Origin of the sequence: Mycolicibacterium arenosum, from assembly GCF_024320865.1 — a bacterium.
Taxonomy (GTDB): Bacteria; Actinomycetota; Actinomycetes; order Mycobacteriales; family Mycobacteriaceae; genus Mycobacterium; species Mycobacterium arenosum.
Genome location: NZ_JANDBD010000002.1, coordinates 603,929 through 621,866 on the forward strand (window position 1 = coordinate 603,929; position 17,938 = coordinate 621,866).

At 68.5% G+C, this 17,938-nt stretch carries 26 protein-coding genes; 20 read left to right on the top strand and 6 right to left on the bottom strand.

Annotated elements, in window-relative coordinates; translation table 11 throughout:
• The first annotated feature begins 37 nt into the window (after window positions 1-37).
• Together NM203_RS06670 and NM203_RS06675 are read left to right on the top strand one after the other, a co-directional pair.
• Window positions 38-700, top strand: a complete 663-nt coding sequence (locus NM203_RS06670) for a TetR/AcrR family transcriptional regulator (RefSeq protein ID WP_255058950.1) — start codon at window positions 38-40, stop codon at window positions 698-700.
• A 232-nt stretch (window positions 701-932) separates the two neighbouring features.
• Window positions 933-1,790 (top strand): alpha/beta fold hydrolase, encoded by an 858-nt coding sequence (locus tag NM203_RS06675; RefSeq protein ID WP_255058951.1) that lies wholly within the window; start codon window positions 933-935, stop codon window positions 1,788-1,790.
• 1 nt (window position 1,791) lies between these two features.
• On the opposite strand, the gene NM203_RS06680 is transcribed toward NM203_RS06675, so the two are convergent.
• Window positions 1,792-2,094: a DUF4193 domain-containing protein gene (locus NM203_RS06680; RefSeq protein ID WP_255058953.1), complete on the bottom strand. Its 303-nt coding sequence runs from the start codon at window positions 2,092-2,094 to the stop codon at window positions 1,792-1,794.
• A 213-nt stretch (window positions 2,095-2,307) separates the two neighbouring features.
• Here NM203_RS06680 and NM203_RS06685 point away from each other — a divergent pair, with 213 nt between their 5' ends.
• The 4 genes from NM203_RS06685 to NM203_RS06700 are packed head-to-tail and all read left to right on the top strand — an operon-like array spanning window position 2,308 to window position 4,796.
• Window positions 2,308-2,505 carry a hypothetical protein gene (locus NM203_RS06685; RefSeq protein WP_255058955.1) on the top strand — a complete coding sequence of 66 codons (198 nt, stop codon included), beginning with the start codon at window positions 2,308-2,310 and terminating at the stop codon, window positions 2,503-2,505.
• A 57-nt stretch (window positions 2,506-2,562) separates the two neighbouring features.
• Entirely contained in the window at window positions 2,563-2,685 is a 123-nt protein-coding gene (locus NM203_RS06690) for a hypothetical protein (RefSeq protein ID WP_255058962.1), read from the top strand.
• A 7-nt stretch (window positions 2,686-2,692) separates the two neighbouring features.
• Window positions 2,693-3,613 (top strand): TIGR03564 family F420-dependent LLM class oxidoreductase, encoded by a 921-nt coding sequence (locus NM203_RS06695; RefSeq protein ID WP_255058964.1) that lies wholly within the window; start codon window positions 2,693-2,695, stop codon window positions 3,611-3,613.
• A gap of 37 nt (window positions 3,614-3,650) precedes the next feature.
• Window positions 3,651-4,796: a serine/threonine-protein kinase gene (locus tag NM203_RS06700; RefSeq protein WP_255058966.1), complete on the top strand. Its 1,146-nt coding sequence runs from the start codon at window positions 3,651-3,653 to the stop codon at window positions 4,794-4,796.
• A gap of 5 nt (window positions 4,797-4,801) precedes the next feature.
• Here NM203_RS06700 and NM203_RS06705 read toward each other — a convergent pair whose 3' ends face one another.
• Window positions 4,802-5,605, bottom strand: coding sequence for a siderophore-interacting protein (locus tag NM203_RS06705; protein WP_255058968.1), 804 nt, complete (start codon window positions 5,603-5,605; stop codon window positions 4,802-4,804).
• Window positions 5,606-6,976, bottom strand: a complete 1,371-nt coding sequence (locus NM203_RS06710) for a WS/DGAT/MGAT family O-acyltransferase (RefSeq protein WP_255058969.1) — start codon at window positions 6,974-6,976, stop codon at window positions 5,606-5,608.
• A 113-nt stretch (window positions 6,977-7,089) separates the two neighbouring features.
• Between NM203_RS06710 and NM203_RS06715 the strand changes: the two genes are divergently transcribed.
• The 4 genes from NM203_RS06715 (at window position 7,090) to NM203_RS06730 (ending at window position 9,458) form a co-directional block, all read left to right on the top strand.
• The gene (locus NM203_RS06715; protein WP_255058970.1) at window positions 7,090-7,968 is read left to right on the top strand and encodes an alpha/beta fold hydrolase; all 879 of its coding nucleotides are present in this window, start codon (window positions 7,090-7,092) and stop codon (window positions 7,966-7,968) included.
• A gap of 50 nt (window positions 7,969-8,018) precedes the next feature.
• A complete protein-coding gene (locus NM203_RS06720) occupies window positions 8,019-8,450 on the top strand; it encodes a hypothetical protein (RefSeq protein ID WP_255058971.1) in 432 nt (143 codons plus the stop codon).
• 79 nt (window positions 8,451-8,529) lie between these two features.
• Complete coding sequence (locus NM203_RS06725; protein ID WP_255058972.1) at window positions 8,530-8,787, top strand: DUF7218 family protein; 258 nt, start codon at window positions 8,530-8,532, stop codon at window positions 8,785-8,787.
• A 125-nt stretch (window positions 8,788-8,912) separates the two neighbouring features.
• The gene (locus NM203_RS06730) at window positions 8,913-9,458 is read left to right on the top strand and encodes a type 1 glutamine amidotransferase domain-containing protein (protein WP_255058973.1); all 546 of its coding nucleotides are present in this window, start codon (window positions 8,913-8,915) and stop codon (window positions 9,456-9,458) included.
• Here the strand turns inward: NM203_RS06730 and NM203_RS06735 are convergent.
• Window positions 9,455-9,616: a hypothetical protein gene (locus NM203_RS06735; RefSeq protein WP_255058975.1), complete on the bottom strand. Its 162-nt coding sequence runs from the start codon at window positions 9,614-9,616 to the stop codon at window positions 9,455-9,457. The genes NM203_RS06730 and NM203_RS06735 overlap by 4 nt on opposite strands.
• A gap of 150 nt (window positions 9,617-9,766) precedes the next feature.
• Between NM203_RS06735 and usfY the strand changes: the two genes are divergently transcribed.
• The 3 genes from usfY to NM203_RS06750 are packed head-to-tail and all read left to right on the top strand — an operon-like array spanning window position 9,767 to window position 11,736.
• Entirely contained in the window at window positions 9,767-10,078 is a 312-nt protein-coding gene (usfY, locus tag NM203_RS06740; RefSeq protein WP_255058976.1) for a protein UsfY, read from the top strand.
• Between the two features lie 9 nt (window positions 10,079-10,087).
• Complete coding sequence (locus NM203_RS06745) at window positions 10,088-10,801, top strand: glycosyltransferase family 2 protein (protein ID WP_255058977.1); 714 nt, start codon at window positions 10,088-10,090, stop codon at window positions 10,799-10,801.
• Window positions 10,798-11,736 carry an acyl-CoA dehydrogenase family protein gene (locus NM203_RS06750; protein ID WP_255058978.1) on the top strand — a complete coding sequence of 313 codons (939 nt, stop codon included), beginning with the start codon at window positions 10,798-10,800 and terminating at the stop codon, window positions 11,734-11,736. The genes NM203_RS06745 and NM203_RS06750 overlap by 4 nt, the downstream gene beginning before the upstream one ends.
• A gap of 27 nt (window positions 11,737-11,763) precedes the next feature.
• On the opposite strand, the gene NM203_RS06755 is transcribed toward NM203_RS06750, so the two are convergent.
• A complete protein-coding gene (locus NM203_RS06755; protein ID WP_255058979.1) occupies window positions 11,764-12,189 on the bottom strand; it encodes an STAS domain-containing protein in 426 nt (141 codons plus the stop codon).
• Window positions 12,190-12,524: 335 nt separating this feature from the next.
• On the opposite strand from NM203_RS06755, the gene NM203_RS06760 reads away from it, so the two are divergent.
• The 7 genes from NM203_RS06760 (at window position 12,525) to NM203_RS06790 (ending at window position 17,044) form a co-directional block, all read left to right on the top strand.
• A complete protein-coding gene (locus NM203_RS06760; RefSeq protein ID WP_255058980.1) occupies window positions 12,525-12,740 on the top strand; it encodes a hypervirulence associated TUDOR domain-containing protein in 216 nt (71 codons plus the stop codon).
• Between the two features lie 10 nt (window positions 12,741-12,750).
• On the top strand, window positions 12,751-13,761 hold the full coding sequence (locus NM203_RS06765; RefSeq protein ID WP_255058981.1) for a DNA topoisomerase IB: 1,011 nt from the start codon (window positions 12,751-12,753) through the stop codon (window positions 13,759-13,761).
• A 74-nt stretch (window positions 13,762-13,835) separates the two neighbouring features.
• Window positions 13,836-14,267, top strand: coding sequence for a hypothetical protein (locus NM203_RS06770; protein ID WP_255058982.1), 432 nt, complete (start codon window positions 13,836-13,838; stop codon window positions 14,265-14,267).
• Between the two features lie 60 nt (window positions 14,268-14,327).
• On the top strand, window positions 14,328-14,702 hold the full coding sequence (locus NM203_RS06775) for an STAS domain-containing protein (RefSeq protein ID WP_255058983.1): 375 nt from the start codon (window positions 14,328-14,330) through the stop codon (window positions 14,700-14,702).
• Between the two features lie 32 nt (window positions 14,703-14,734).
• Complete coding sequence (locus tag NM203_RS06780) at window positions 14,735-15,187, top strand: ATP-binding protein (protein WP_255058984.1); 453 nt, start codon at window positions 14,735-14,737, stop codon at window positions 15,185-15,187.
• Between the two features lie 31 nt (window positions 15,188-15,218).
• Window positions 15,219-16,220: an acetyltransferase Pat gene (locus NM203_RS06785; protein ID WP_255058985.1), complete on the top strand. Its 1,002-nt coding sequence runs from the start codon at window positions 15,219-15,221 to the stop codon at window positions 16,218-16,220.
• Entirely contained in the window at window positions 16,220-17,044 is an 825-nt protein-coding gene (locus tag NM203_RS06790) for a shikimate 5-dehydrogenase (RefSeq protein WP_255058986.1), read from the top strand. The genes NM203_RS06785 and NM203_RS06790 overlap by 1 nt, the downstream gene beginning before the upstream one ends.
• 5 nt (window positions 17,045-17,049) lie before the next feature.
• On the opposite strand, the gene NM203_RS06795 is transcribed toward NM203_RS06790, so the two are convergent.
• Complete coding sequence (locus tag NM203_RS06795) at window positions 17,050-17,913, bottom strand: vacuolar protein sorting-associated family 26 protein (RefSeq protein ID WP_255058987.1); 864 nt, start codon at window positions 17,911-17,913, stop codon at window positions 17,050-17,052.
• Window positions 17,914-17,938 lie beyond the last annotated feature (25 nt).

Below are 17,938 nucleotides of genomic sequence, written 5' to 3' on the forward strand. Positions count from 1 at the left end.
TTCCTCAGTATTGACTCCGGCTGTTAAAGTGGCCCGCATGGCGGAGAGCACGGCTGAGCCCGTCAGCCGGTTGGAGCGGCGCAAACAGCGCACGCGCGCCGCGCTGATCCGCGCTGCGCAGGCGTTCATCGCCGAGGGCAAGCTCAACGTCCCAGTGCTCGAGATCACGCAGGCCGCCGATGTCGGTATGGGCTCGTTCTACAACCACTTTCAGAGCAAGGACGAGCTGTTCGAGGCGGCGGTCTTCGACGTGCTCGACGCCCACGGCGCGATCCTCGACGAGTACACCTCGGCCATCGACGATCCCGCCGAGACGTTCGCCACCTGCTTCCGGCTCACCGGCCGCCTCTTCCGCCGACTCCCGCAGGAGAGCTCGATCCTGCTCGCCAACGGAATGTCGCTACTGCAGTCCGATCGCGGCCTGGCGCCGCGGGCGATGCGCGACATCACCGCGGCCGTGGCGGCGGGCCGGTTCCGCGTCGAGGATCCGCAGCTGTCGCTCGCCGTGGCGGGTGGCGCACTGCTCGGGCTCGGCAATCTGCTTCGCGCCCAACCGGATCGCGATGACGAAGCGGCCGCCGACGCGGTTACCCGAGATGTCCTGCTGTTGTTCGGGATGACGCCCGAGGAGGCCACCGAGGTGTGTCAGCGCCCGCTGCCCGACCTGTCGGAACTGCGGCAGCCCGATTCGGTGGCCTAGCTACTCCGCGTCGCCCAACTGCCCGACGTGGTAACCCAGCCGACCCCGGTGGCACGGCCGCGGATCGCCGCGATCGACACCGCCGGGCCTTGCTGATCCGCACCAGAATGTCCGGAAGCTGTTGCAGTCCAGTCGGTCCCGGCGGTAGCGACGTCGAATCCTCGAGCGGTGCGGCGCCTCTGTCACGGCCGAAGTGTAGGACGGACCCGCGGGGTGGGGGAGGATCACCGTCATGTCAACGAGTTACCGATCCGTCGCCGTCGGCGGCCTCGACGTGTTCTACCGCGAGGCCGGCCCGGCGGATGCGCCCGCCGTCCTGCTGCTGCACGGTTTCCCGTCATCGTCGCGAATGTGGCAGCCGCTGCTCGACCGGCTAGGCGACCGGTATCGGCTGGTGGCGCCCGATTACCCTGGATTCGGCCACAGTTCGGCCCCGGCGGCCGCCGACTTCGACTACACGTTCGATCACCTCACCGACGTGGTCGAGGCGTTCACCGATGCGGTCGGGCTCGCGAGGTACGCACTCGTGGTGCAGGACTACGGCGGACCGGTCGGGATGCGCCTGGCCGTCCGCAGGCCGGAACGTCTCACGGCGCTCGTGGTGCAGAACGCGGTGTGTCACGACGACGGACTCGGACCGCTGTGGGAGACGCGTCGCGCGTTCTGGAACGACCGCGCGGCGCACGAGGCGGCCCTGAGGGAGAACTTCTTCTCGCCCAACGCGACTCGTCTGCGCCACGTGGGGAACAGTCCGCGACCCGAGCGCTACGACCCGGACCTGTGGACTGATGAACTGGCGTTCCTCGGGCGGCCCGGCCAGCACGACATTCAGACCGACCTGTTCTACGACTATCGAACCAATGTGGCGAGCTACCCGGCGTGGCAGCAGTGGTTGCGTGAACATCAGCCGAAGCTGCTCGTGGTGTGGGGCCGGCACGACCCGTCATTCGAGACCGGTGAGGCGTACGCCTATCAGCGTGACGTTGCGAAGGCGGAGGTGCACGTCATCGACGCCGGCCACTTCGCACTCGACGAGGCGGCGGACGAGGTGTCGGCGTTGGTGAACCGGTTCCTCGTCGGGACGGACTGACTCAGACGCAGTCCGAGCAGAACAGCTGCCCGTCGCGCTGGATCGCCAGCCGGTTGCGGTGATGCACCAGGAAGCAGCTCGAGCAGGTGAACTCGTCGGACTGCTTGGGCACGACGCGGACGGTCAGCTCTTCACCGGAGAGATCGGCACCGGGCAGGTCGAAGGAATCGACGACGTCGCCGTCGTCCACGTCCAGCACCGCGGTGGCGGCGTCGTTGCGCGGGCGGCCTGCGATGGCTTCGAGCGACTCTTCGGCCACATCGTCGCTCTCGTTGCGTCGGGGTGCGTCGTAGTCGGTCGCCATGTGGCAGCCCATCCTCTCGGTTTCGTGGTCCCAGTGCCTTCGCAACGTCGTTGGAAGCGCAGATGTTCCCACGCGCGGGACAGAGTAAACCGTCGATGGCCCGTCGTTCACAAACCATTTACCGGCGTGCCGCGAATGCCGGTGCGCGCGGTGTTTCGCCGAGTCCGAATGCGGGCACCTACCAGGCAAGTTCCCCTGACGTGAGGCACCGCCATGAAAGCCGACAGCAAGACTGTGGAGTTCGGAGTGGCGCGTTGCCCGAGGTGCATGGTCCACGCGGAGTACCGCTTCCTCGACCTGGGCAACGGCACCGTCGAGTACCAGGTTCGCTGCGGCGCGTGTCAGCACGTCCACTCCGAGCTGACCCACTCCGATCTGATCCACGCGGAGGCGAGCGGCACCGCCGCGTGATCCCCGTCCTCTGGCATCATTTGGGCGATCGCCTAAACGCAGTGTCGGGGAAGGGATGTGCTCGACGTGATCTTCACCGTCGGCGCCTACGACACGCTCGCCAGGATGTTCAGCTCACTGGAACTCGAGATGGACGACGAGATCGGCGAATTCATGCAGCGTTACGACGAGCTCTTCTGAGCGCCCGGTGCGATTCGGACTGACGGGCGGTGCGGGCACGGTCGACAAGATCGTCGCCCAGGCGCAACGCGCCGAGGCCGACGGCTTCAGCGCGCTCTGGTACGCGAGCAACGTGGCCGGGGATCCGCTCACCGCGATGGCGTTGGCGGGCCGCGCCACCTCCCGTATCGAGCTCGGCACCGCGGTATTGCAGACGTATCCGTGTCACCCCCTGTTGCAGGCCAACCGGGTGGCCGCCGCGGCCAACGCGATGAACCGCCCCGGCCTGACCCTCGGCCTCGGGCCGTCGCACCGGCCGCTCGTCGAAGGTGTGCTCGGCCTCGACTACGACCACCCCGGCCGCAACACCGAGGAGTACCTGCGCATCGTCACCGCGCTGCTCGACGGTCAGCGCGTCGACGTCGACGGCGAGGACTGGACCACGCACAGCGACGGGCGCATGGCCACCCTGGATCACCCGGTGCCCGTGCTGCTGTCCGCGCTGTCACCGCGGCTGCTCCGGGTGGCGGGCGAGCTCGCGGCGGGCACCGTGCTGTGGATGGCGACCGCGGAGGCGATCGACAGGCACGTCGCCCCGACGCTGACCGCCGCGGCCGAGGCCGCTGGCAGGCCCGCGCCCCGAATCGTCGCCGGCCTGCCGATCGTCGTGCACGACGACGCCGCGCAGGCCCGCGAGGCGATAGCCGCGACCTCCGGCGCGTACGCCGGCATGCCGAACTACCGCCGCATTCTGGACAGGGGCGGGGTCTCCGATCCCGCGGAGGCTGCGATCGTGGGCACCGAACGCGAGGTGACCCAGCAGCTCAACCGCCTGATCGACGCGGGCGCCACCGACGTCTGGGCACAGCTCACCCCGGTGGGGCCCGACCGGAGGACGTCGCTCATCCGCGCCCGTGACCTGCTGCGATCGCTGTCATCCGCGTCGTGAGGGTTAGCCGGCGAGGTGACGGGGCACTATAGAGACCATGCAGGGCACCATGCTGCTCGACAGCCGGTACGAGGTGGGTGGCCTGCTCGGGCGCGGCGGAATGGCCGACGTCTGGGATGGCTGGGATCACGCCACCGGATCCCCGGTGGCGATCAAGATGCTGCATCCGCAGTTCGCCGATCGCGCGGACATCGTGCGCCGGTTCTACGCCGAGGCCGCGGCGGCCGCCGCCATCGGCCACCCCAACATCGTCAACGTGTACGCCAGCGGCGATCAGAACGGCACGCCGTTCATCGTCATGGAGCGACTGTCCGGCGGCACCCTCGCCGAGGAGATCGAGCGCGGGCCTATACCCCAGGATCGGGTTCGCGCCATTCTGGACGGGATCCTCGCCGCGCTGTCGGCGACACACGCCCGCGGCATCCTGCACCGCGACATCAAGCCGGGCAACCTGCTGGCAGCGGGCAACGGCTACAAGCTCGCCGACTTCGGACTGGCCAAGACCAGCGTCGCCACGCAAACGGTCGTCGGCGAGGTCTTCGGCACCTTCGCCTACCTCAGTCCGCAGCGGCTCACCGGCGTGCAGGCGTCGGTCGACGACGACCTGTTCGCTCTCGGTGTCATCGGGTACGAAGCGCTCGCCGGCCATCACCCGTTCGGTCCGACGGAGGACCTCGCGGCCATCACCCACGCGATCCTGCTGCGCGACGCGCCGCCGCTGCGCTTCTTCGCGCCCGACGCCGACCCCGCGCTGATCGCCACGATCGAACGCGCCATGGCGCGTGATCAGCGGGCGCGGTTCGCGAGCGCCGACGACATGCGGGCCGCGTTGCACGGGCAGGCGCCGCCGGTGCCCGCCGTCTGTCCCAGACCGACACTGCGGCCGCCGGCGCGGCCCTACCCGCCGGCTCCCGTCGCGACGCCCGCGCCGCACCGTTCGACGTCGGCGTGGCCGAAAGTGGCTGCGGCCGTGGCCGTTCTGATCGCGATCGCGCTGGCGGGCCTGGTATTCGTGCTGAGCACCCCGGCGGCGGATCCCGCGCTGAAGCCGATCAGCACCGTGGCGCCCGTCGCCCCTCCGCCCAACGGCGCCTGGTCGTCACCAGAGCCGGGGAATGCCGCCAAGGAGCCCGTTGAGACCAGTGCGCCCAAGGAGATCGGCCCGGAGGAACCCCGGGGCTGACGCGCCTACAGGCCAGCCCGTTCGAGCGCCAGGTCGAATTCCTCGCCGGCCAGTCGTTCACTCTTGCCGGCCGCGCGGGCGTCGATCCAGACCGCCGCGACCTCGTCTGAGACGAGGGCGTACTTGGCATCCCAGGTCTCCGAGTCGAAGCGCCAGTACCCGGTGACGTCGAGCTGGTCGACGGTCCACCCGAGCCCGCGGAGGTGCTTGCGAACGGCGCGCCCCTCTGCGGCCTCGCCGGCGAACCAGCAGTAACCCTCGCCGGCGGGCGCGTCGAAGTCGCGAACCAGCTGCGCCAATCTGCTTGGTGCGTAACCGTTTCCAGTGCCGATTCCGGGGATGACGGTGACGTTCGGCCGGGTTGGCAGATAGTCGAGGTCGTCGTGATCCGGTACTTCCAGAATGGCGGTCACGGCGACGTCGTCGGGGAGTTCGGAGATGATGCGCGCGGCCGCGGGCAGCCCGGCCAGGTCGGCCACCAGCAGCTGCCAGTCCGCGGTCGGGGCGGGGCGGTACCACGACCGGGCGTGATCGAGCCCGACGCGGTCGCCGGGGCGCGTGGTGGCCGCCCACGTCGTTCCAGGGCCGCGGGTGTGCAGCACGACGTCCAGATCGATGCGGTCGCCGTCGTGGGCCCGTACCGAGTAGGTTCTGCCCTCGCCATGGTCCGCCCCGAAGTAGACGCCCACCGCGGAGTCGCCGTCCGGTGCGACATCGAGGGCGGCCGGGTCCTCGACTCGCAGGGTGATCCGGACGATGCGCGCACTCAGCCGACGCGCCTCGACCACCGAGGCGTACGAAGAAGTCATTCAGTGCCCGACGGCGGCCTCGAGTTCGGTCAGTGCGTCCTCGAGGTGCAGGAGCAGGCGCTGCATGTGCGGCACCTCCCGCCGCCCCCCGGCGAGCCCGAAATCGAGGTTGTCCGCGTTGTTGGTGAGCGTGATGTTCAGCGCCTGCCCGTCGAGCGGAATCGAGAACGGGTAGTTGCCGTCCAGTCGAGCGCCACCCCAGTACATCGGCTCGCGCGCACCCGGCACGTTGGAGATCACGATGTTGAACGGCGGCGGCGCCGTCGACACGAACCCGGGGATCAACCCGAACGCGATACCCGAGGACAGGAACGCCGACAGTGCAAGCGCCTGCGTCTTCCCGAGATCGGCGAAGACGTTCTTGTTGTCGTGCATGGACGTGCTGATGGCCGCGAGCCGCTTGGCCGGGTCGTCGAGGTGAGTCGCGAGGTTGCACAGGATGGTGCCCACCATGTTGCCGCCGGCGTCCTGGTCGTCCTCGGTGCGCAGGCTCACCGGAACCATCGCGATCAGCGGGGTGTCGGGCAGGGCGTCCGCCTCGCTGAGGTAGGCCCGCAATGCGCCCGCGCACATGGCGAGCACGACGTCGTTGACGGTCGTGCCCGCGCCCGCCGCGGTCTTGACGTTCCGGATCCGGGAGATCGGCCACGACTGCGCCGCGACTCTGCGCGCCCCGCCGATGTTGACGTTGAACATCGTCTTCGGCGCGCGGAACGGCAGTGTCAGCTGCTGCTCGATGAGCGCGGACTTGGCCAGCGACAGCGTCGTCGGGGCCAGTCCCGCAATCGATCCCGCGGTACTCAGAGCGCTCTGCACCGGCGACCGCGTGGCCACGTCGGTCCGCTTCCGCTTCCTGGGCGCGAGATTCCACGGCACCCGGATCTCACGATCGTCCGGATCCGGCGTCATGGTGCGCATCAGCAGTCGTTGCGCCGAGACGCCGTCGATGAGTGAGTGCTGGAACTTGGCGTAGACGGCGAAGCGCCCGTCGCCGAGGCCCTCGATCAGATGGGTCTCCCACAGCGGGCGGTGCCGATCGAGCAGTGTCCCGTGCAGGCGCGACGTGAGCTCCAGCAGATCCCGGACGCGGCCCGGTCGCGGCAGCGCCGAGCGGCGCAGGTGGTAATCGAGATCGACGTCGTCGTCAACCGTCCAGGCCAGGTTCGTGATGCCGCCGAACAGGCGGGCCGGATGCTTGCGGAACGTGGGCTGGAAGTCGTCCTGTTTGACCATCTGCTCATAGACGTGGCGAGCGAAGTCCGGGCCCGAGTCCTCGGGAGGCACGAACAGCGACAGACCCGCCACGTGCATCGGATGTTCGCGGGATTCGCCGACGAGGAACAGTGAGTCGGTCGGCGAGATGAATTCCATGGCGGTGAATTTACTCGTGCTTGCTGGGGGTATGTGGCGACTACAGGGAATGTGTGGCGAGAAGGTTACCGACGGGTAGGCTCGGAGACCGGTGGGCACATCGAGGGGATGACGTGACGGACCTGAAGTTCATCGACATACACGGCGAGCGGATCGCGTTCCGCGAGGCCGGCGACCCCGACGCGCCAGAGGCGCTGCTGCTCATCCACGGAATGGCGGGTAGTTCCCACACGTGGCGCGCGATCATGCCGAAGCTGGCCAAGAAGTACCGCGTCGTGGCACCCGATCTGCTCGGCCACGGGGAGTCGTCGAAACCGCGGTCCGACTACTCGCTGGGCGCGTTCGCCGTCGGACTGCGCGACCTGCTCGACGAACTCGGTATCGAGTCCGCGACCGTCGTCGGTCAGTCGCTGGGCGGCGGTATCGCGATGCAGTTCCTCTACCAACACCCCGATTACTGCCGACGGCTGGTGTTGATCAGCAGTGGCGGACTGGGGCAGGACGTCGGCCTGGTGTTGCGACTGCTGTCCGCACCGGGAGCCGAACTGGTCATGCCGATCATCGCGCCTCAGCCGGTGCTGAAGGCGGGCAACGCCGTCCGGTCGTTTCTGAGCGCGCGCGGACTTCGCTCACCGCGCGGCGCCGAGATGTGGAGCGCCTACTCGTCGTTCGCCGACCCTGCGACGCGGTCCGCATTCCTGCGCACGCTGCGGTCGGTGGTGGACTACCGCGGGCAGGCGGTCAGCGCGCTCAACCGTCTGCAGATGCGTGCGGAGATGCCGACGCTCGCGATCTGGGGCGAGGACGACACGATCATCCCGGTCGACCACGCGTACGCCGCGTTGGAGGTGCGTCCCGACTGCCGACTCGAGGTGCTGCCCGATGTGGGTCATTTCGCCCACGTGGAGGCGCCCGACCTCGTCGCCGAGCTCCTCGACGAATTCATCTCGCAGACTTCGGCTTCCGACGTGTCCACGGTGCCCAACGGCTAACCGTTCGTTGATCGTGATTGTCCGCAGGTCGGACCGGGTATGCGCCCGATGTGAGTGGCGAACATGCAGATCCGGCCCAGCGCGGCCCCGGACTCGACGAGGACACGGTCGAAGCGGTGGGCAAAGTCTCCGAGGCGCTCGAATTCGTTGAGCGGGCGCGGGGACACCTGTACTCCTTCCACCAGTTGATGGGGCACGCCGATCTCCTGCTCGGCGACGCGTGCGACGCGTTGGAGGAAGCGGGGCACGCCGACGCCGCCGACCGCCTGCGCACCGACATGTTGGGGCGCAACGTGATCAACGGTCGCTGGACCTTTCAACTCGTCGAGGAGTTCGACGACGGGTACTGGTCCCGGTTCCGTGAGCACGAGCGACGCGTTCGCGACGACCTGCAGAACGGCGAGCGGCACGTCTTCGAAGCGCACATGAAGGAGAAGCGTCGGACCAAGGGCCGGCCCGGCCACGAGGCCCACCCCGACTAAGTCGTCACATCGGGATTAGCCGAGGCGCATGCGGGTTACCCCTCTCTAATCAAGGGCTGACATCGCGGGAGGTGCAGGTATGCCGAATGCGTCTATCAAGGACGACGTAATGTACGACGAACTGCGGGACCAGGGTGACTCCAAGGAGAAGGCTGCGAGCATCTCCAATGCGGCAGCGTCACGCGGAAGATCCAGGATCGGCCGCCGTGGCGGTCGGTCCGGCCCGTACGACACGTGGACGGTGCTCGAACTCCGCGAGCGTGCAAGGGAATTGGGTCTGACCGGATACTCGAGTCTGAGCAAGAGCGACCTGATCTTCGAACTGCGCAATCACTGAGAAGCCACTGGGTTCGATGGAACTTCGGCCCGATCACCGAGTGCCGGTGATCGGGCCGAAACCCGTTTGCTCCACCGGAGCGCGGGAAAGCGACCCCGAACACCGATACGACGAGGAGTGACGGCGTGAGCGACGTGCTAGCAGGTAAGCGGATCGCGTTCCTGGCGACGAACGGAGTGGAGCGGCGCGAACTCGCGGAACCGCGCGCGGCGGTCGACGACGCCGGCGGCCGAACTGAGTTGGTATCCCTGGAGTCCGGCTCCATCGACGCGCGTAACCACGACCTGGAGGAGGCGGGCGAATTCACCGTCGACCGCCGAGTAGCGGACGTCGAGGTCGCCGAGTTCGACGGCCTGGTGATTCCCGGCGGCACCGTGAACGCCGACAAACTGAGGATCGACGGTGCCGCTATTGCGTTCGTGCGGGACTTCGTGGAATCCGGCAAGCCCGTGGCCGTAATCTGCCACGCGCCGTGGACGCTCATCGAGGCGGGCGTCGCGAAGGGGCGCACGCTGACCTCGTACCCGAGCCTGCGGACGGACCTGCGCAACGCCGGTGCGGATGTGGCGGATGAGGAGGTCGTCGTCGATGGCAACCTCATCTCCAGCCGGTCGCCCGATGATCTCCCGGCGTTCTGTCGTGAGATCGTCGAACGGTTCGCCGCTGGCTAGGTGCCGCCCCGCGCTTCGGCGCCGGTCTCGCCTGCGTCGAATGAGTCGTCGTCGGCCGTGCGGCCCACGTACTCGCCGTGGTTGCCCTCTCGCGATGCCGCGACGTGTGGATCGTCCTGGACGTCCTCTTCGGACTGCCGCCGATGTCGACCCGTCATGTCACTACCTCCTCGTGGGACACGCGTCCCCGGTGGGTATAGCCCCGTTGCGTGAACCTAACCCGCGCTCCACCCCGGTTTCGCCAGGGCGAACACGGGTAAGCGCCAGCAGCGCTTCTCGCGCTCGATCTTCGGAGAAAGGAGCACTCGATGGGCAACACCTCAAGTGATCCGATCGATCACGCCAGGACGACCCGCCAACATGCGGGCGAGACGATGAAGAACGGGTACAACGCGCCGGGACTGATCATGATCGCGGTCGGCGTCGTCGCATTCGTCGTCGCGATGGCGACGTTCGCGTCAGGGGAGAACGGGCCGGGGGCGGTCGCCGCGGCGATCGCGGCGGTGCTGGTCGTCAGTGGCGGAGTCTGGCTCGCGGTAGCGCATCGACGGGTGCGCCGCGACGAGCTGCAATGGGCTGCCGATCATCCCGAGGCCGACGTCCAGCCACCGGCGAGCTGACGCAGGGGCATGACATACGAGCGTGCGGTGGTCGTCGTTCCCGCTCACAACGAGGCGCGGAACCTGCCGAAGTGTCTTCGAGCGCTGGTGACCGCGAGTGCGTGTGCGGGGCTTCCCGTCAGCATCGTCGTCGTGCTCGACGCCTGTGACGACGGAAGTGGAGCACTGACGGGTCGGTACGGTGCCGACGTGCACTTCATCGACGTCGACGAACGCAACGTGGGGGCCACCAGGCACCGTGGCTTCGAGTACGCCCGTACGCTGTGCGGCAACCGTGGGGTCGACGATGCTCACGTCTGGTACGCCACCACCGATGCCGACAGTCGTGTCGACCCGGACTGGCTGCTCAAGCAACTCGACGCGGACGCGGACGTCGTGCTCGGCGTCGTCCGAGTCGCGAACTGGCGCAACGTTCCCGCCGATGCGATCCGTCGGTACGTGCGGGCCTATCGGGCCAAGCGGCGCGGTCGCGAACACGGGCACGTGCACGGGGCGAACATGGGGTTCGCCGCGGACGCATACTGGGGGGTGGGCGGCTTCGCGGCCCTGAAGACGGGGGAGGACGTCGACCTGGTACGTCGCTTCGAGGCGCACAGGTGTCGAATCGCCCGCAACGATCGACTGTCCGTCGTCACCTCCGCGCGCCAGGTGGGCAGGGCGCCGAGGGGATTCGCCGGCCACCTGAGAGCGTTCACGCCACGCGCACAGCGGGATTCGGCGTGACCGCGGACCGAGTGTGGCGCTGGCTGCAGGCCGGTCAATTGGACCTGCCGCTACCGGGTGCGGGTCGCACCGGCCAGCGCTGGGCCAAGCTGGCAGCCTTCACGGAGTGCGACGTCGTCGCGGGCCGACTCGCCGAAGCGCACACCGACGCGATGGCTATCCTCGCCGAGCTCGGATCGCCTGTGGTGGAACGGAATCAGCTATGGGGGGTGTGGGCGGCGGAGGCTCCGGACGCCGTCGTGACGGTCACGGACGACGGCGACGGCGTGCGGCTCGACGGCGTCAAGGCGTGGTGTTCCGGAGCGGGCCTGTGCACGCGTGCGCTGGTCACGGCGCGGACGGCCGACGACGTGCGCGGGTTGTACGCGGTGAATCTCGACGCGCCGGAGGTGGTGCCCATGAAGTCGGAGTGGCACCACCCCGGAATGGTCGCGAGCGACACCCGCTCGGTACGGTTCGACGGCGCTGCGGCGACGCCCGTCGGCGCTCCGGGGCGGTATCTGCAGCGGCCCGGCTTCTGGCACGGTGCCATCGGGGTGGCGGCGTGCTGGCTCGGCGGCGCGCGGGCTGTCGCGACTCCGCTCTACCGGGCGGTCGGCGACGAGCACGGCAGAGCGGCGCACGACACCCACGCACACGCACACCTCGGCGCGGTCGATGCGGCGCTCGCCGCCGCGGAGGCGATGCTGTGGTGGGCGGCCGCACGCGTCGACGCGCAACCGGAGGACGACGCGGAACTCATCGCCCGGCGAGTCAGGGCGGTGGTGGAAACCGCTGTGGACGAGGCCATCTCGCGATCCGGCAGGGCGCTCGGGCCCGCCCAACTCGTCACCGACGCCGAGCACGCCCAACGCGTCCTCGACCTCGGAATGTACGTCCGCCAGAGTCACGCCGAACGCGACCTGGCCGCTCTGGGCAGGGCGGCGGCGCGATGAGAGCCGGCAGCGGAGCGCGGTTCGCGGTCAGCGCCGAATCGGCCTGAGGTGCGTGCGCGGTGGCCGCGTGACGACGGCGATCGCCGACTCGAGCGTGTCGGCCACCGGAAGTCCGCCCTCCGGGTCGCAAATGCGCAGCAGTCTGTCGACCTCGACACCGGGCACGACGACCCAGTTCACGTGGCGCCGCGAGCAGGTGACGTTGACGTAGTGCAGCGCCGAGAATCCCTGGGTGCCGAAGAACGTGAGGCCCCGCAGATCGACGATGAGCCTGCGTTTCCCGTCGAGAACCGTCTCGATGTACTCGGCAAGGCCCCTGGCGTTACGGGCGTCGAGTTCGCCCTCGGCGGTCACCGACAGCATGGCCGATCCGATGAGGACGCTGGTGTAGGTCGCGGGTTGGAACGGAAGCGGCGCGGGCTTCCCGGGAACGGTGGATAACGCTGCGGACATCGGTGAAACTCCATCAGTGAGACTCGTACTGGGGTTCACGTCAGGGTGAGGCTCTAGCGTCTGAAAGCCGTCGCCCGGAGTTCCGGCCGGGCGTCGATGACGTCTCCAGGGGCTGTTCACTCAACCTGACATGAACGGTAGTACGAATCCCTGACCTGCACAATGACTGTTGATCGGCGGAAAGTTGCAGTTCAGCGCGTCAATGTTCGCTGGATGTGCACTGGCTCACAGGCAAGATCGCGCTCGCGCAACGGATTTCGTTGTGCATCGCGCGGAAGTATCCGGCCGGCGAATGTTGCGAGAATAAATCGCGCCGCCGCGGGTAATAACCGCCCATGAGCGATCAGCAGTTTCGCAAGGGCGACAAGGTCGAATGGGACAGCCACGGCGGCACCGCCGAGGGGGTCGTGGAGAAGAAGATCACCGGCGATACCGAGGCCGCCGGTCGCACCGTCCGCGCGTCCAAGGATGAGCCGCAGTATCTCGTGCGCAGCGACAAAAGCGGCGGCACCGCCGTGCACAAGCCCGGCGCACTGCGCCGCCGGAGCTGAGGGCCCGCGGGTGAAGCTCAAGCGCAGCGAGGTGACCGGGCCGGGGATCACGCGCCAGCGACGCGGAAAGGGGTTCTCTTACACCCGATCCGACGGGGGGAAGGTGGGCGCCAAGACGCTCCAGCGCATCGAGGAGCTGGTGATTCCGCCCGCGTGGAAGAAGGTGTGGATCAGCCCGCACGCCAACGGTCACATTCAGGCCGTCGGTACCGACATCGCGGGTCGGCGGCAGTACCTCTATCACCAGGCCTGGCAGGAGGAGCGGGCCGAGGAGAAGTTCGACCGGGTGCTCGAACTGTCGAAGAAGCTGCCGGAGTGGCGTGCGGACACGGCGAAGGATCTGCGCGGTCGCGGCTTCGCCCGCGAACGGGTGCTGGCCCTGGCACTGCACCTCGTCGACCGCGGTTACTTCCGTGCGGGCGGCGATCAGTCCGCGGAGGAATTCGAGCACTACGGTCTGTCCACGCTGCTGTGCGAGCACGTGACGGTGCGCAAGAACGCCGTCGCTTTCGACTTCCCCGCCAAGAGCGGGGTGCAGCGCACCGTGAAGATCGACGATCCGGAGATCGTGAAGGCCGTTCGCTCGATGCAGCGTCGCAAATGCGACAGCAACCGATTCCTGGTGCACCGCAAGGGAACCGATTGGGCGGAGGTTCATGCCGCCGACCTCAACGCGCGCTTCAAGGAGATGGTCGGCGACGAGTACACCGTCAAGGATCTGCGCACCTGGCACGGCACCGTGCTGGCGGCGGAGGCCTTCGTCGACGCCGACCCGCCCGTCGACCCGAAGGTGGTCAAGCGCGTCGTCTCCGCCGTCATGAAAGAGGTGTCGGCGGAGCTCGGAAACACCCCGGCCGTCGCCAGGACCTCCTACGTCGACCCGCGCGTCGTGCGGGCCTACGAGCAGAACATCACCATCGAGGCGGCCTGTAAGCGAGCCGAGCGGAAGCGGAATCCGCAGCAGGCCCAGGCGATACTCGAAAAGGCCACGCGCTCGATGATTCGCAAGGTCGCTCGCTGAAATCTGTCGGCCCGGTGTTTTCCTCAGCACGCACTTGGGTACGCCTCAGCTAACCGACTGGGAGGTACGGGCCCATGGGCTCCAGGCATCGAAAGCAGAATCGACGACTCATCGACACCCGCGCCGTGGGTGCCGCGGGAGCACTGCTCGCCGCCGCGCCGGCCGCGGTGGGCGTGTTCCTCCTGTCCGCGCCGGACGGCCCGTCCGCCGGTTTCGAATCGCATCCGAAACCCGTCGCGCAGGAGGGCACCGTCGTGGCGTTGTCCGATAACTCGTTGACCGCGCAGAGCGCGGACGGTTCCGCTCGGACGTACGTGGTGACGCCGGATACCACATCGGTCACCCCGGAGGGTGGCGGAGTGGGGACGGCGCCGTTCGGAGTCAACGACGAGGTGACGATCGTCGGCGAGATGCGCGACGGGACCGCAGTCGCCACCGCGGTCGCGGCCCGAGAAGTGGCGAACCTCGACGGTCCGCCCATGGACTCCATCGGCTACCTGCCCTGACGTGAGCCGGATAGACCCGGCGGCGCGTCGTGTTCTCGGGGCTCCGGATAATCTCGACTGATGAGTGACACAGGGGCCTCGACGGGGGGGTTCGCGGCGTACGGGGTGACCAGGCGCCGAGAGGATCAGACGATCGTGTTGTCCGTCACCGGCGCCCTGGACATCCTGACCGCGGGTGATTTCACCCAAGATCTGCTGGCCGCGATCGGCGAAGCTCCCCAGGCGGTGATCGTCGACATGTCCCGGCTGGATTTCCTCGCATCAGCCGGGATGTCGGCGCTCGTGGAAGGGCACCGGGCCGCTGGACCGGGCACCAAGCTGGCGGTGGTCGCGGACGGGCCCGCGACGTCGCGGCCGTTGACGATCACCGGACTGACGGAACTGATCGCGCTCTACCCGACGCTCGCGGATGCTGTGACCGACTTGGGGGCGTGACCTTGGTGGGTTGTGGGTAGCCCCCAACCATCATGTCCATCACCGAACCGCAGGCGCCGACCGCGCAACTGGGCTTCCATCGCGTCGGCGCCGCCGCACCCGCCACGGTGGTGGCGTGGCGCAGCGAGTTCGCCACGTGGCTGCACCGCCAACTCGACCTCGACGACGAGCGACGCAGTGACGTCGTGCTCGCCGTCGACGAAGCCCTGTCGAACGCAGCCGAGTTCGCCTACGCGGGCACGGGTGGAGGTGACGTCACGCTGAGCGTGTCCTACACGCCGTGTGATTCCCGGCTCGACATCGAGGTCGCGGACGGCGGCGAGTGGCGGGAGAGCGATGCCACCGCCCAGTCGCTATCTCGAGGGCGTGGCCTCATGCTCATGCGCGCGCTGTCCGACTACTTCACCCTGGACCGCAGGACGGGCGGAACGAGAGTGCTGATGTCCTTCGAGGGCTGCCGGGGGCCTGAGGCCCGGTCCGGCTGACCTGCAGCCGCCATGACGTAGCCTCGGAGTCGTGGTGGGATCCACTACCGCCAGCGCCGACGATCTGGCGGGTCTGGAGTTCTTCGCCGGCTGCCCGAAGGAAACACTGAGGCCGCTGGCTCCTCAGCTGCGGCCGTTGACAGCCGCACCCGGTCAGGTGCTGATGCGTCAGGGCGAGCACGCCGTGTCCTTTCTGCTCATCGGCAGCGGGCACGCCGAGGTGACGCACGTCGGATCGGATGACGGCGATCCGGTCGACGTGGAGGTCGGTCCCGGTCTGATCGTCGGTGAGATGGCGCTGCTGCGGGACGCCCCCCGCAACGCGACCGTGACAGCGCGCGACGAGCTCGCCGGCTGGGTCGGAGGCCGCGAGGCGCTGGCCACCATGCTCGAAGTGCCCTGCATGGTGGACAAGTTGCTGCGCACGGCACGGCAGCGGCTCGCGACCTACCTCACCTCCATCCCGGTGACCATGCGCGACGGTTCCGTGCTGTATCTGCGGCCGGTGCTACCGGGCGACCACGAACGCGTCGTCCACGGACCGGTCCAGTTCTCGAGCGAAACGCTGTACCGCCGCTTCCAGTCGACCCGAACGCCCACCCGCGCGCTGATGACCTACCTGTTCGAAGTCGACTACGTCGATCACTTCGTGTGGGTGCTGACCGACGGTCCGGACGGGCCCGTGGTCGCCGACGCCCGGTTCGTCCGCGACGAGGCCGATCCAACGGTCGCCGAGGTGGCGTTCATCGTCGGCGACGACTACCAGGGCCGCGGGATCGGCTCGTTCCTGATGGACGCGGTATCGGTCGCGGCGCGCAGCGACGGGGTGCGGCGGTTCACCGCGCGGGTGCTCGCCGACAACCTCGCCATGCGCAGGATCCTCGACCGGCACGGCGCGCGCTGGCACCGCGACGACCTCGGAGTGGTGACTACGGTGATCGACGTGCCAACGGTTCGCGAGCTGTCGCTGTCCTCGGAGATGTACCGCGAGATCCGCGCCACGGCGCGGCAGGTCATGAGGGTGGTCGGCTGATGGGTGAGAGGCCGCCGCTGAACAAGGACACCCGGTTGTGCATCTCGCTGGCGGCGCGGCCGAGCAACATCGGCACGCGCTTCCACAACCACCTCTACGAACAGCTCGGTCTCGACTTCATCTACAAGGCGTTCACCACGACGGACATCGTCGCGGCCATCGGAGGCGTTCGCGCCCTTGGCATTCGGGGCTGCTCGGTGTCGATGCCGTTCAAGGAGGACGTGATCGCGCTCGTCGACGAGGTCGAGCCGTCGGCGCGGGTGATCAACTCCGTCAACACCATCGTCAACGACGACGGATTCCTCACCGCGTCGAACACCGACTACCTCGCGATCCAGCGGCTCATCGACGAGCACGCACTCGATCCGTCGGACACGGTGCTGATCCGGGGGAGCGGCGGGATGGCCAGTGCCGTCGGCGCGGCTTTTCGCGACCACGGCTTCACATCCGGCACCGTCGTCGCCCGCAACGAGGACACGGGCGGCGCGCTCGCGGATCGGCTCGGCTACGACTACGCGCCCGAAGTCGGTGACCGTCGTGCGGCGGTCATCGTGAACGTCACCCCGATCGGCATGGCGGGCGGGCCCGAAGAACACCGGCAGGCGTTCGACACAGCGGCGATTGCCAACGCGCGCACCGTGTTCGACGTCGTCGCCCTGCCGTCGGAGACGCCGCTGATCGTCGCGGCGCGGGCCGCGGGCGTCGCGGTCATCACCGGGGCGGAGGTGATCGCCCTTCAGGCCGCCGAACAGTTCGAGCGCTACACCGGGGTGCGGCCGACCGCGGATCAGGTGGCCGCGGCCTCGGCGGTGTCGCGGGCGTAGTGCCCTCAGGACGCGTTGACGACGACGATCGGGCGACGCGCGCGTTCGATCTGGCGCCGGGTAGCGCCCTGGTAGACGACTCGCGCGCCGAGTTGCCAGGTGACCGAGGAGTTCACCGAGGTGCCCGACGGCGCGGCGTCGGCGGGCAGCGGCACCTCGAACGGCATGTCGTACTCATCGCCGGGCGGCAGCGGGATCTGCGTGCCGAGGTACGTCGGCGGTCCGTCGATGACGCCGCTTCGGGCGGGGGAGCGCTCGATCGGATGGTGCTCGCGGTGCCGCTGCCAGTACACGGCGACCTCGGCGAGCGGGACCCGTTCCCCTGGCCGTAGTACCAGGTGACCGGTGATGGGCTCGCCGGCACGCCACACCGGTGACGGGAGGACGATATCGATCTCGGTGGCGCCGCCGCCCGGGTACGGCTCGGTCTCCGCGGCGGCCTCGTCGGTGGCGTCGACGTCGTCCGCGCCGATGACGACGTCGAACACGCCGCGTTCGTCGACGTCGACGTCGCCGCGATCGATCACCAGCCGGCAGGCCCAGCGCGCGAGCTGAGGTGAGGAGCCGGGTGCCCACGACGGGATCCGGAACGAGTTCGACGTTCCGGCGAATTCGCCTGCGGCGATGGGTATCTCGACCCTGGTGACGCACACCCAGCCGTCGGCGTCGCGTTCGCCGCCGTCGGTGCTGCCGACGTGGTAGCGGTAGAAGTTGTCGTAGCCCCACTCGAGGCGCGCCGAGCCGACCTCGTCGATCGGCGTCTCGACGGTGACGGTGGCCGTCACGGTCTGTCGGGGTCGCACCGCATCCGGCGTCACGGTGATCCGCACGCCGCCCGATCGGTTGAGCGGACCCACTAGGTCTGCCACCGCCTGATATCCGTCGGTTCGTCCG

Bases quoted from the DNA above. Each gene is read 5' to 3' on its own strand.
- NM203_RS06670 (WP_255058950.1), top strand. From the start codon at position 38: ATGGCGGAGAGCACGGCTGAGCCCGTCAGCCGGTTGGAGCGGCGCAAA.
- NM203_RS06675 (WP_255058951.1), top strand. From the start codon at position 933: ATGTCAACGAGTTACCGATCCGTCGCCGTCGGCGGCCTCGACGTGTTC.
- NM203_RS06680 (WP_255058953.1), bottom strand. From the start codon at position 2,094: ATGGCGACCGACTACGACGCACCCCGACGCAACGAGAGCGACGATGTG.
- NM203_RS06685 (WP_255058955.1), top strand. From the start codon at position 2,308: ATGAAAGCCGACAGCAAGACTGTGGAGTTCGGAGTGGCGCGTTGCCCG.
- NM203_RS06700 (WP_255058966.1), top strand. From the start codon at position 3,651: ATGCAGGGCACCATGCTGCTCGACAGCCGGTACGAGGTGGGTGGCCTG.
- NM203_RS06705 (WP_255058968.1), bottom strand. From the start codon at position 5,605: ATGACTTCTTCGTACGCCTCGGTGGTCGAGGCGCGTCGGCTGAGTGCG.
- NM203_RS06710 (WP_255058969.1), bottom strand. From the start codon at position 6,976: ATGGAATTCATCTCGCCGACCGACTCACTGTTCCTCGTCGGCGAATCC.
- NM203_RS06725 (WP_255058972.1), top strand. From the start codon at position 8,530: ATGCCGAATGCGTCTATCAAGGACGACGTAATGTACGACGAACTGCGG.
- NM203_RS06735 (WP_255058975.1), bottom strand. From the start codon at position 9,616: ATGACGGGTCGACATCGGCGGCAGTCCGAAGAGGACGTCCAGGACGAT.
- usfY (WP_255058976.1), top strand. From the start codon at position 9,767: ATGGGCAACACCTCAAGTGATCCGATCGATCACGCCAGGACGACCCGC.
- NM203_RS06745 (WP_255058977.1), top strand. From the start codon at position 10,088: ATGACATACGAGCGTGCGGTGGTCGTCGTTCCCGCTCACAACGAGGCG.
- NM203_RS06755 (WP_255058979.1), bottom strand. From the start codon at position 12,189: ATGTCCGCAGCGTTATCCACCGTTCCCGGGAAGCCCGCGCCGCTTCCG.
- NM203_RS06760 (WP_255058980.1), top strand. From the start codon at position 12,525: ATGAGCGATCAGCAGTTTCGCAAGGGCGACAAGGTCGAATGGGACAGC.
- NM203_RS06770 (WP_255058982.1), top strand. From the start codon at position 13,836: ATGGGCTCCAGGCATCGAAAGCAGAATCGACGACTCATCGACACCCGC.
- NM203_RS06775 (WP_255058983.1), top strand. From the start codon at position 14,328: ATGAGTGACACAGGGGCCTCGACGGGGGGGTTCGCGGCGTACGGGGTG.
- NM203_RS06780 (WP_255058984.1), top strand. From the start codon at position 14,735: ATGTCCATCACCGAACCGCAGGCGCCGACCGCGCAACTGGGCTTCCAT.
- NM203_RS06790 (WP_255058986.1), top strand. From the start codon at position 16,220: ATGGGTGAGAGGCCGCCGCTGAACAAGGACACCCGGTTGTGCATCTCG.